Consider the following 11308-nt stretch of genomic DNA (forward strand, 5'->3'; position numbering starts at 1 on the left):
AACCGCGCCATCATGATAATTACTTCGCTGCTCGACACCGATCTGTACAAGTTCAGCATGATGCAGGTGGTGCTGCATCATTTTCCCGCTGCGCAGGTCGAATACCGCTACAAGTGCCGCACGCCCGGCGTGAACCTGCGGCCCTACCTGGACGAGATCCGGGCCGAGGTGCACGAATTGTGCCAGTTGCGCTTCACGGAAGAGGAACTGCAGTACCTGGGCAGTTTGCGCTTCATCAAAAGTGATTTCGTCGATTTCCTCGGGCTGTTCCACCTGCCCGAGCGCTGCATTTTCATCGGCGAGGGCGACGCGCCGGGCGAGATCTCCATCACGGTGAAAGGGCCGTGGCTGCATACCATCCTGTTCGAGATCCCGGTGCTGGCCATCGTCAACGAGGTCTATTTCCGCAACACCCGCAAGAATCCCGACTGGGAAGAAGGGCGCCAGCGGCTGCAGTCCAAGATGCACCTGGTGCTCGACGATCCCGCGCTGGCCGATTTCCGCGTGGCCGAATACGGCACCCGGCGGCGCTTTTCCAAGCTGTGGCACGAGGAGATCGTGTCCACCATGAAAGCCCGGATGGGCGTGCATTTCGCCGGCACCAGCAATGTGCTGCTGGCCATGCGGCACAACGTGCTGCCGCTGGGCACCATGGGCCACGAGTACCTGCAGGCTTGCCAGGCGCTGGGGCCGCGCCTGCGCGATTCCCAGGTCTTCGCCCTGGAAGTGTGGGCCAAGGAATATCGCGGCGACCTCGGCATCGCGCTGTCCGACGTCTACGGCATGGATGCCTTCCTGCGCGATTTCGACATGTATTTCTGCAAGCTGTTCGACGGCGCACGCCACGACTCGGGCGATCCCTTCGTATGGGGCGAGCGGCTGCTCGAACACTACCGCAAGAACCGCGTGGATCCGCGCGCCAAGACGCTGGTGTTCTCCGATTCGCTGACATTCCCGCGCGCCATCGAACTGGCCCGCCAGTTCGCCGGCCGCTGCAAGGTGTCGTTCGGCATCGGCACCAACCTGACCAACGACCTGGGCCACGAGCCGCTGCAGATCGTGATGAAGATGGTCCGCTGCAACGGCCAGCCGGTCGCCAAGGTGTCCGACGCGCCCGAGAAGACCATGTGCGACGATCCCGCCTACCTGGCCTACCTGCGCCAGGTATTCCAATTGCCGCCGGCCTGACGGCGCCGCGGCTTCCTTTCTTTTTTGCCAACTGTTCTCTCAGGGGATATTTCATGAGCAGCATCAAGCGCGTCAATGTGGAAAAACGGCTGTCCGACATGGCCGTGTACAACGGCGTGGCCTACCTGGCCGGCCAGGTGCCCGACGACGCCTCGCTGGACATGGCGGGCCAGACCAGCCAGGTCCTGGCCACCATCGACCGCCTGCTGGCCGAGGCCGGCACCGACAAGAGCAAGATCCTGATGGCCCAGATCTTCGTGGCCAACATGAAAGAGTTCGACGCCATGAACCAGGCCTGGGATGCCTGGGTCGCCCCGGGCAACGCGCCGCCGCGCGCCACCGTCGAGGCGCGCCTGGCCAATCCCGACTACAAGGTCGAGATCGTGGTGACGGCCGCCGTGGCCTGATCCGAGCCCGCCCGCATGCTCCAGGCCCCCGGTTTCCGGGGGCTTTTTCATTGCTGGCCGGGGCGGGTGTGTCCAGGTGTCAGACACCCGCGAGACGCCGGTGGCATGCCGGCGCCATTGCAGGGGTGTCTGACACCGCCCTGGACAAGGGGCCGTTTCCCCGCCGCTCAGGCACGCCGCTTGCAGACGGCGCGACAGGCGGCCGTTGGCCGCCGTCCCGACAATCACAAGGAGCACGCCATGGGTACCATTCTGCTGATCATCCTGATCCTGTTGTTGATCGGCGCTTTCCCGAGCTGGCCCTACAGCCGCGGCTGGGGGTACTACCCGAGCGGCCTGCTGGGCATCGTGGTCATCGTGCTGATCGTGATGCTGCTTACCGGCAGGCTGTAGGCTTCATTCCACGCCGGTCAGCAGGGTGGCGGCCAGCAGGCCGCCAAGTTCCTCGCAGCGCGCCAGGGCGTCGGCCGATACGGTCTTGGGCGCCAGGATCTCGGCCGGCGCCTGGGCGCCGTTGCGTTCGACCAGGGCCGGCGCCGCAGCGCGCAGCCGCCAGCCGGTGCAGATGCGTTCGGCCTGGCGCGCAGCGCCCGCGCCGTCGGTGCCCGCGCTGATCGCCAGGGCGTACGGGCGGCCCTCGATGCGGTCGAGCGCGCCGTAGTAGCAGCGGTCGAACAATTCCTTCATTTCGCCGCTCAGGCTGCCAAGGTTTTCCGGGGCGCAGAACAGGTAGCCGTCGCTGGCCAGCAGGTCGACCGGCTCGACGGAGCGGGCCGGCCGCAAGTCAACCTGCAGGTCGGCGGCCTGCTCCAGCTCCCGGGCGGCCTGCGCCGCACCGCGCGCCAGCGCGCGCGCCATCTGCTCGGCGGCGCCGGTGCGCGAATGCCAGGCGATCAGCAGGCGTTTCATGCGGTTGTCCCGTTTGCCGTTCAGCGCGGGCCGGCTTGGGCCATGCCGCCGGCTGCCCGCGCCAGGCGCGCCAGGGGATCCTGGCGGTAGTAGGTGCGCAGCATGCCGTACCATTCCGGCAGGGCCTCGGCCAGCGGCGCGGGGTCTACGAAGAAGTGTTCCGAGCTGACGGCGAAGAATTCCGCCTCGTCGGCCGCCGCATAGGGGTCGAGCGGCAGGCGGGCGTACCACGCGTCGGCGGCTTCGCTTTCGGGATCCACATCGGGCGGGATGGCCGCCTCGATGGCATCCAGCGCGGCAACGAAGCGGTCCAGGCTGTCGTCCAGCACGCGCCTCCAGTCGCGCGGCCGCAGGTCCGGGTGGGCGCCCAGGCCGGGCATGCCGTCGGCCTGGCCCGACAGCAGGTCGAGCTTGTGGGCGAATTCATGGATGACGACGTTGAAGGCGCCCTCGGCCGGCAGCGCGTCGGCCCACGACAGGATGACCGGCCCGCCCTCCCAGGCCTCGCCCGCGGCGGCTTCGTCGTATTCGTGCACGACCCCCGCCTCGTCCTGGCGCACGCGAGGAATGGAAAAGCCCTCCGGGTAGACGATGATCTCGTCCCAGCCTTCATAAAGCTCCGGCGGCAGGTTGAGAATGGGCAGGGCGGCCTGGGCCGCGATCGACAGCCGCATGAAATCCGTCGGCTCGAGGCCGCGCGCGCCGTTGAGATTCTTGCTGGCAAGCAGCCAGGCGGCGCGCGCCAGCAACTGTTCCGCCTCGGCGGCATCGAGCGCCGCCAGGAACGGGTGGGTGTCCAGCACCTGGCGCCACAGCCCGGGCGAAATGCGGGCCCGCACCTGCGCCACCGCCGATTCGGCGGCGCCCCGGCCCTTCAGCCATCGCAACATAACTCAGCGTTCCTTGTTCATGCTTGCCGCGCGCTCCGCGCGCTCGCGCTTAGTGTAGAGTGTAGGAAAATTTCGATCTCCTGCCGGTCCGGTTCGTTCCGCGATGTCCGTTATTCCCGATACCGATGCGCTCTCGCCATTCGATGACGCCTGGCGCCAGGCGGCGGGCGCGGGCCTCGACGCCGACGCCCCCGCGCGCATCGAACGGGCGGTAGCCTGGGCCGTGCCGCAATTCGCCGGCCAGCAGATGGGCACCGGCGAGCCGGCGGCCTACCATGCGGCCGGCACCGTGCGCATCCTGGCGGGCCTGCAGACCGACGCCGCCACCCGCATCGCGGCCCTGGTGGCCGCCTTGCCGACCGACCTGGCCACTCCCGCGCCGCCGCTGCGCACCGATCCGCTGGCCGCCGAATTCGGGCCGGAGGTCGCGCGCCTGGTGCAGGGCGCGCGCGCCCTGTTGCGGCTGGGCATGGTGGCGCGCCGCGCCAGCGACAGCGAGGCCGACAGCGGCGACCAGAAGGAAATGCAGCGCAAGATGCTGCTGGCCATGGCGGCCGACCTGCGCATCGTGCTGATGCGGCTCGCCTCGCGCCTGCAGACGCTGCGCTGGCATGCCGAATCCAAGACGCCGTGCTCGCAGGCGTTCGCCCGGGAAACGCTCGACCTCTACGCGCCGCTGGCCAACCGGCTGGGCATCTGGCAGGTCAAGTGGGAAATGGAAGACCTGGCGTTCCGCTTCCTGGAGCCCGGGCGCTACAAGGAAATCGCCCGCCTGCTCGAAGAAAAGCGGATCGAGCGCGAGGCCTTCATCGCCGGCGCGATCGAGCGGCTGCAGGGGGCGCTGGCCAAGGCTGGCATCCAGGCCGAAGTCAGCGGCCGGCCCAAGCACATCTACAGCATCTGGAACAAGATGCGCCTGAAGGGCCTGGAATTCTCGCAGTTGTACGACCTGCGCGCGCTGCGGGTCATCGTCGACGACGTGCGGGCCTGCTATACCGCGCTGGGCATGGTGCACGACATGTGGACCCCGATGCCGGACGAGTTCGACGATTACATCTCGCGGCCCAAGCCCAACGGCTACCGTTCGCTGCATACCGTGGTGGCCGACGATGACGGCAGGCCGTTCGAGGTGCAGATCCGCACGCGCGGCATGCACCAGTTCGCGGAATACGGCATGGCCGCGCACTGGCGCTACAAAGAGGCGGGGGCCAAGGGCGGCCAGGTGGCCGCCTCCAGCGAATACGACCGCCAGTTGTCGTGGATGCGCCAGCTGCTGGCCTGGAATTCCGACATGGAGGCGGGCGGCACGCGGGCAGCGCCCGCCGGCGCGCCGCGCGAAGAGCGCCTCTACGTCCTCACGCCGCAGGCGCGCGTCATCGAGCTGCCGGCCGGCGCCACGCCGGTCGATTTCGCCTACCACCTGCATACAGACCTGGGCCATCGCTGCCGCGGCGCCCGCGTCGACGGGCAAATGGTGCCCCTGCAAACCCGCCTGGCCACTGGCCAGACGGTCGAGATCATCGCGGCCAAGTCGGGCGGGCCGTCGCGCGACTGGCTCAACCCGCAGCTGGGCTTCCTGGCCAGCCCGCGCGCGCGCGCCAAGGTGCGCATGTGGTTCAACGCCATCGAGCTGCAGCAGCGCATCACCACCGGCCAGGCGCTGGTCGAAAAAGAACTGCAGCGCCTCGGCAAGACCGCCGTCAACCTGGAGCAGCTGGCGCAGAGCCTGGGGTTCGCGCGCGCCGACGACCTGTACGTCGCGGCCGCCAAGGAAGAATTCAGCCTGCGCCAGATCGACGCCGTGTTCCAGCAGCCGGCGCCCGAGGCGGAGCCCGAGGCGGCCGACCTGGCCCATGCGCACAGCGCCGACAGTGCCGCGCGCAGCGGCAAGAGCGGGGTCCTGGTAGTGGGAGTGGGCTCGCTGCTGACCCAACTGGCGCGCTGCTGCCGCCCGGCGCCGCCCGACGAGATCGCCGGCTTCGTGACGCGCGGGCGCGGCGTGTCGATCCACCGCACCGGGTGCCACAGCTACCAGGCGCTGGCCGCCCGCGAGCCCGAACGGGTGATCGAGGTGGCCTGGGGCCAGACCTCCGAGGCCTTCTACCCGGTCGATATCAGCGTGCGCGCGCATGACCGTTCCGGGCTGCTGCGCGACCTGTCCGAAGTGTTCGCGCGCCAGCGCCTGAACGTGGTGGGCGTCAACACCCAGAGCCGCCAGTCGCTGGCCCACATGATCTTCACCGTCGAGGTGCGCGGCGGCGAATCGCTGGGCAAGGCGCTGGCCGCCCTTTCCGAGGTCCCGGGCGTCACCTCCGCCACGCGCCACTGATCCGCCGCGCGGCTGGCGGTTTGTCCTACACTCGGTGTTTTACTCCGTCGAGATTCGTCACATGGATACGCGCACCTGGCTGGAAACGCTGGTCGGCATCGATACCACCAGCCGCAATTCGAACCTGGGCTTGATCGAAACCGTGCGGGACCGGCTCAAGAGCCAGGGCGTGCAGGCATGGCTGGCCCACAACGCCGAGCGGACCAAGGCCAACCTGTTCGCCACGCTGCCCGCCGCGGATGGCGGCGAGCAGGGCGGCATCGTGCTGTCGGGCCACACCGACGTGGTGCCGGTGGACGGCCAGGCCTGGTCCACCGACCCGTTCGTGCTGTCCGAGGCCGATGGCCGGCTCTACGGCCGCGGCACCTGCGACATGAAGGGCTTCATCGCGGCCAGCCTGGCGCTGGTGCCCGAATACCTGGCGATGCCGCGCAAGAAGCCCATCCACCTGGCTTTTTCGTACGACGAGGAAGTCGGCTGCGTGGGGGCGCCCGTGATGCTGGCCGAGCTGCGCGAGCGCGGCATCCGGCCCGATGGCTGCGTGGTGGGCGAGCCCACCGGCATGCAGGTGGTGGTGGCGCACAAGGGCATCAACCTGTTCCGCTGCTGTGTGCACGGCAAGGCGGCGCATTCGTCCCTGACGCCGCGCGGCTGCAATGCCATCGAGTACGCGGCGCGCCTGATCTGCCGCATCCGCGAGCTGGCCGACGCGTTCAAGGCCAAGGGGCCGTACGACGAGTTCTACGACGTCCCGTATTCCACCCTGACCACCAACCTGATCCAGGGCGGCATCGCCGTCAATACCATTCCCGAGCTGTGCGAGTTCTCGTACGAGTTCCGCAACCTGCCGGGCATGCCGGCCGACGCTATCCAGGCCGAGGTCGAGCGCTATGTGCAAGAGACGCTGCTGCCGGCCATGCGCGCCGAATTCGACGGCGCCCGCATCGACATCCGCAGCGGCGCCCGCGCGCCGGGCCTGGACGCCTCCGAGGCCGCCGCCATCACGCAGCTGGTGCGCGCCCTGACCGACGACCGCGCCACCCGCAAGGTGGCGTACGGCACCGAGGCCGGCCTGTTCCAGAGCATCGGCGTGCCCACCGTGGTTTGCGGGCCGGGGCATATCGAGCAGGCCCACAAGCCCGACGAGTACGTCGCGCTGGACCAGCTCGAGGCTTGCGAGAAATTCCTGCGTCGCCTGGGGCAGTCGCTGCTCGGTTAAAATGGCGGGTTGCGAAGCGGGCTTCGCGGCCGCCGTGCCTGCCGCAGCCCAGGAGAAACTGGTGAAATCTTACGACCTTCCCGACGCCCAGGGGCATTTCGGCCCCTACGGCGGCGTATTCGTGGCGGAAACACTGATGCACGCGCTCGACGAGCTGCGCGCGGCCTACGATCGCTGCCGGGTCGATCCCGAGTTCATCGCGGCCTTCAACTACGAGCTCAAGCATTTCGTCGGGCGTCCCAGCCCGGTCTACCACGCGGCCCGCTGGTCGCGCGAGCTGGGCGGCGCGCAGATCTGGTTCAAGCGCGAAGACCTGAACCATACCGGCGCCCACAAGGTCAACAATTGCATCGGCCAGGCCCTGCTGGCGCGCCGCATGGGCAAGCCGCGCGTCATCGCCGAGACCGGCGCCGGCCAGCACGGCGTGGCCACCGCCACGGTGGCGGCGCGCTACGGCATGGAATGCGTGGTCTACATGGGCAGCGAGGACATCCGCCGCCAGGCGTCGAACGTCTACCGCATGAAGCTGCTGGGCGCCACCGTGGTGCCGGTCGAGTCGGGCTCGCGCACCCTGAAGGACGCCTTGAACGAGGCCATGCGCGACTGGGTCACCAATATCGAGAACACCTTCTACATCATCGGCACCGTCGCCGGCCCCGATCCCTATCCGCGCCTGGTGCGCGACTTCCAGACCGTCATCGGCAACGAATGCCTGACGCAGATGCCCGAGGAAGCCGGCCGCCAGCCCGACTACGTCGTGGCGGCGGTGGGCGGGGGCTCGAACGCCATGGGCATCTTCCATCCGTACATCCCGTACGAAAACGTGCGCCTGATCGGCGTGGAAGCGGCCGGCGAAGGCCTGGATACGGGCCGCCACGCGGCCTCGCTGGCGGCCGGGCAGGTGGGCGTGCTGCACGGCAACCGCACCTATGTCATGCAGGATGCCGACGGCCAGGTCCAGGAGACGCACTCGGTCTCGGCCGGGCTGGACTACCCCGGCGTGGGCCCGGAGCACGCCTGGCTCAAGGACAGCGGCCGCGCCGAGTACGTCGGCGTCACCGACGCCGAAGCCTTGGCGGCGTTCCACGACTGCTGCCGCATCGAAGGCATCATGCCGGCGCTGGAGTCCTCGCACGCCATCGCGCACGCGGTCAAGATGGCCCCCTCGCTGCCCCAGGACACCATCATCCTGGTCAATTTGTCCGGCCGCGGCGACAAAGACATGCACACCGTCGCCGAACGCGCGGGTATCCAGTTCTGACACCATGACCACCCGAACCGACCGTATCGCAGCGGCCTTCGCCCGCGTCGCCGAGTCCGGCCGCGCGGCCGCGCTGATCCCCTACATCGCCGCCGGCGACCCGTCGCCCGAGGCCACCGTGCCGCTGATGCACGCCTTGAAGCAGGCGGGCGCCGACATCATCGAGCTGGGCGTGCCGTTTTCCGACCCGATGGCCGACGGGCCGGTGATCCAGCGCGCCACCGAGCGCGCCATCGCCCAGGGCGTCGGCCTGCGTCGCGTGCTGGAGCTCGTGGCGCAGTTCCGCCGCGACGACGACGCCACCCCGGTGGTGCTGATGGGCTATGCCAACCCCATCGAGCGCATGGGCCTGCAGGCCTTCGCCGAGGCGGCGCAGGCCGCCGGCGTCGACGGCGTGCTGGTGGTCGATTATCCGCCCGAGGAGATCGACGCCTTCGCCGGCCACCTGGAAGCCCATGGCATCGCGCCGATCTTCCTGGTGGCGCCAACCACCACCGAGGCGCGCATCCAGGCTGTCGCGCGCATTGCGCGCGGCTACGTTTATTATGTGTCGCTCAAGGGCGTCACGGGTTCCGGCAGCCTGGATACGGATGAAGTCGCGGCCCGCGTGGCGCTCATCCGCCGCCATGTCGGCGTCCCGGTGGGCGTGGGCTTCGGCATCCGCGATGCCGCCAGCGCGCAGCGCATCGCGCGCGCCGCCGACGCCGTGGTCATCGGCAGCAAGCTCATCGAAACCCTCGAACAGGCGGTCGCAAGCGCGCCCGCCGGCGAACAGACGGGCGCCGCCGTCGCCGCCGCCAGCCAGTGGCTGGCCGGCATCCGGCAGGCGCTCGACCAAGTCAAACGAGACCACCCGCCGGCCTGAAGCCACGGCGCGCGGCCTCCCAACGGAAGAACGACAATGAGCTGGATCGAAAAACTCCTGCCTCCCCGCATCAACAAGACCAGCGACAGCGGCGCGCGCCGCGTGCCGGAAGGGCTGTGGGTCAAGTGCCCGTCCTGCGAGTCGGTGCTCTATAGCGAAGACCTCGCCGCCAACCTGCATGTGTGCCCCAAGTGCGACCACCATATGCGCATCGGTTCGCGCGCCCGTCTCGATTCCCTGCTCGACGTGGAAGGGCGGGTCGAGATCGGCCAGAATACGCGCTCGGTCGATTCGCTGAAATTCAAGGACACGCGCAAGTATCCCGAGCGCGTCCAGGAAGCCATGAAGCAGACCGGCGAGACCGACGCGCTGGTGGTCATGAGCGGTTCCATCCGCGGCGTGCCGGCGGTGGTGGCGTGTTTCGAATTCGAATTCATGGGCGGCTCGATGGGTTCGGTGGTGGGCGAGCGCTTCGCGCGCGGCGCCCAGGTGGCCCTGGACAACAAGACGCCGTTCATCTGCGTGGCCGCCTCCGGCGGCGCGCGCATGCAGGAAAGCCTGCTGTCGCTGATGCAGATGGCCAAGACCAACGCCATGTTGACCCGCCTGTCGGCCGCCGGCCTGCCGTTCATCAGCGTCCTGACCGATCCGACCATGGGCGGGGTGTCGGCCAGCTTCGCCTTCATGGGCGACGTCGTCATCGCCGAGCCGAAGGCGCTGATCGGTTTTGCCGGCCCGCGCGTCATCGAGCAGACCGTGCGCGAGAAACTGCCGGAAGGCTTCCAGCGCGCGGAATTCCTGCTGCAAAAGGGCGCCATCGACATGGTGGTCGACCGCCGCCAGTTGCGCGAAGAGATCGCCCGCCTGCTGGCGCTCCTGACCGACCAGCCGGCCGACGTCGTGGCGGCCTGACGCGCGATATTTCCATATACGCTAGGAATCCACCCGGTATCTTCCACGCCACGTTGGATTTTCCGGCCGGACTGTTGCCTGGCTTATACAGGCAGGGCGGGGCGCGGCTGAATTTCTGCTATGTTTACCGGTGTGCAAAACACAGGATCTGGAGCATTCATGTCGAGTCTCAATAAGAAGAATATCCGGGCGGCCCTGGCCGCCTTCTCGTTGGCTGGCCTGGCGTTCTCGGCGCAGGCCCAGCAATCTACCCAGGGCGGCATCGGCCTGCACTACGGGGTGGGCGAACACTATCAGCGCGCCGAGCTGGTCTATGAAACCCCGGGCCTGAACCTGTACGAATTCGGCGGCAACTGGGGGCGCCTGGACCTCACCGGCGAATTCGGCGCGGCCTACTGGTGGGCCAGCGGCTCGCGTTCGCCCAGCAGCGTGTGGCAATTCAATGCCATCCCGATGTTCCGCTGGTGGATGACCGAGCGCTTCTACGTCGAGGCCGGCATTGGCGCCACGGCCTTCACGCATACCCGCTTCGCCGACGAGAACATCAGCACCGCGTTCCAGTTCGGCGACCACCTCGGCATGGGCTTCATGGTCACGCCCCACAACCGGCTCGGCCTGCGATATTCGCATTTCTCCAATGCCAGCATCAAGCGCCCGAACCCGGGCCTGGACGTGCTGCAGCTGACCTACACGTACCAGTTCTGACGCGGCGCGGCGGCGCCACGCATGCCAGGCGGGGCCGGGTATTCACCCGGCCTTTTTGTCGTCCATGGAAATCGTGCGGGCGGACATGCCGGCGCTATGCGCCGGGCACGGCATAACGGGCCAGCCGTTGGCGATGGCGGTCGGGCACCGGCACCGGGCGGCGCGATCGCGGATCCACGTACGCGTGCGTGAACAGGCCGGTGGCATGGCAGGCCTGGCGGCCCGCGCTGAAGACGCCCAGGCGGTAGGTGACGCTGCTGGTGCCCAGCCTGGCCACGCGCAGCCCGATCTCGACGGGCGTGGGGAACGACACCGGCTCGAAATACTGGCACTGGCTGCCGACCACCAGGCCGATGGCCGTGGGCGAGTCCGCGCCGGCGATGCCTTCGGCGATCAGCATGCCGTTGACCGCCGTGTCGAACCACGAGTAGTAGACGACGTTGTTGACGTGGCCGTAGACGTCGTTGTCCATCCAGCGCGTGGCGATGGGCGTGAAGTGCCGGTACGCCGCGCGGTCTTCCGGCGCCAGTCGGTCTGTCATGGTTGCTCCGCCATTGATGTCATGGCGCTACCTTGCCCAAAAACAACGCCGGCAGCAATGCCGGCGTTGTTCTTCAATGGCC

General features: G+C 68.3%; 12 protein-coding genes. 9 read left to right on the forward strand and 3 right to left on the reverse strand.

The genetic code is table 11. The features are described from left to right. The first annotated feature begins 12 nt into the window (after nucleotides 1-12). The 3 genes from pncB (at nucleotide 13) to ACKTT0_RS15140 (ending at nucleotide 1988) form a co-directional block, all read left to right on the forward strand. Nucleotides 13-1188: a nicotinate phosphoribosyltransferase gene (gene pncB, locus ACKTT0_RS15130; RefSeq protein ID WP_407850665.1), complete on the forward strand. Its 1176-nt coding sequence runs from the start codon at nucleotides 13-15 to the stop codon at nucleotides 1186-1188. Nucleotides 1189-1241: 53 nt separating this feature from the next. Next, the gene (locus tag ACKTT0_RS15135; RefSeq protein WP_407850666.1) at nucleotides 1242-1595 is read left to right on the forward strand and encodes a RidA family protein; all 354 of its coding nucleotides are present in this window, start codon (nucleotides 1242-1244) and stop codon (nucleotides 1593-1595) included. A gap of 240 nt (nucleotides 1596-1835) precedes the next feature. Further along, a complete protein-coding gene (locus tag ACKTT0_RS15140; RefSeq protein ID WP_012248655.1) occupies nucleotides 1836-1988 on the forward strand; it encodes a DUF3309 domain-containing protein in 153 nt (50 codons plus the stop codon). 3 nt (nucleotides 1989-1991) lie between these two features. Here the strand turns inward: ACKTT0_RS15140 and ACKTT0_RS15145 are convergent, their stop codons facing one another. Both ACKTT0_RS15145 and ACKTT0_RS15150 read right to left on the reverse strand, forming a co-directional pair. Beyond that, complete coding sequence (locus ACKTT0_RS15145; RefSeq protein WP_407850667.1) at nucleotides 1992-2504, reverse strand: flavodoxin family protein; 513 nt, start codon at nucleotides 2502-2504, stop codon at nucleotides 1992-1994. Nucleotides 2505-2524: 20 nt separating this feature from the next. After that, nucleotides 2525-3394, reverse strand: a complete 870-nt coding sequence (locus tag ACKTT0_RS15150) for a M90 family metallopeptidase (protein ID WP_407850668.1) — start codon at nucleotides 3392-3394, stop codon at nucleotides 2525-2527. 103 nt (nucleotides 3395-3497) lie between these two features. On the opposite strand from ACKTT0_RS15150, the gene ACKTT0_RS15155 reads away from it, so the two are divergent. The 6 genes from ACKTT0_RS15155 (at nucleotide 3498) to ACKTT0_RS15180 (ending at nucleotide 10685) form a co-directional block, all read left to right on the forward strand. Next, nucleotides 3498-5723 (forward strand): RelA/SpoT family protein, encoded by a 2226-nt coding sequence (locus ACKTT0_RS15155; protein WP_407850669.1) that lies wholly within the window; start codon nucleotides 3498-3500, stop codon nucleotides 5721-5723. A 61-nt stretch (nucleotides 5724-5784) separates the two neighbouring features. Continuing rightward, complete coding sequence (gene argE, locus ACKTT0_RS15160) at nucleotides 5785-6942, forward strand: acetylornithine deacetylase (RefSeq protein ID WP_407850670.1); 1158 nt, start codon at nucleotides 5785-5787, stop codon at nucleotides 6940-6942. 61 nt (nucleotides 6943-7003) lie between these two features. Beyond that, on the forward strand, nucleotides 7004-8203 hold the full coding sequence (gene trpB, locus ACKTT0_RS15165) for a tryptophan synthase subunit beta (protein ID WP_407850671.1): 1200 nt from the start codon (nucleotides 7004-7006) through the stop codon (nucleotides 8201-8203). A gap of 4 nt (nucleotides 8204-8207) precedes the next feature. Next, nucleotides 8208-9068 (forward strand): tryptophan synthase subunit alpha, encoded by an 861-nt coding sequence (trpA, locus tag ACKTT0_RS15170; RefSeq protein WP_407850672.1) that lies wholly within the window; start codon nucleotides 8208-8210, stop codon nucleotides 9066-9068. 36 nt (nucleotides 9069-9104) lie between these two features. After that, nucleotides 9105-9980 (forward strand): acetyl-CoA carboxylase, carboxyltransferase subunit beta, encoded by an 876-nt coding sequence (gene accD, locus ACKTT0_RS15175; RefSeq protein ID WP_407850673.1) that lies wholly within the window; start codon nucleotides 9105-9107, stop codon nucleotides 9978-9980. A gap of 159 nt (nucleotides 9981-10139) precedes the next feature. After that, a complete protein-coding gene (locus ACKTT0_RS15180; protein ID WP_407850674.1) occupies nucleotides 10140-10685 on the forward strand; it encodes an acyloxyacyl hydrolase in 546 nt (181 codons plus the stop codon). Between the two features lie 94 nt (nucleotides 10686-10779). Here ACKTT0_RS15180 and ACKTT0_RS15185 read toward each other — a convergent pair whose 3' ends face one another. Then, complete coding sequence (locus ACKTT0_RS15185) at nucleotides 10780-11226, reverse strand: acyl-CoA thioesterase (protein WP_407850675.1); 447 nt, start codon at nucleotides 11224-11226, stop codon at nucleotides 10780-10782. Between the last annotated feature and the right edge of the window lie 82 nt (nucleotides 11227-11308).

This window comes from Bordetella saccharivorans (assembly GCF_045862855.1).
GTDB lineage: Bacteria > Pseudomonadota > Gammaproteobacteria > Burkholderiales > Burkholderiaceae_B > Bordetella_A > Bordetella_A petrii_F.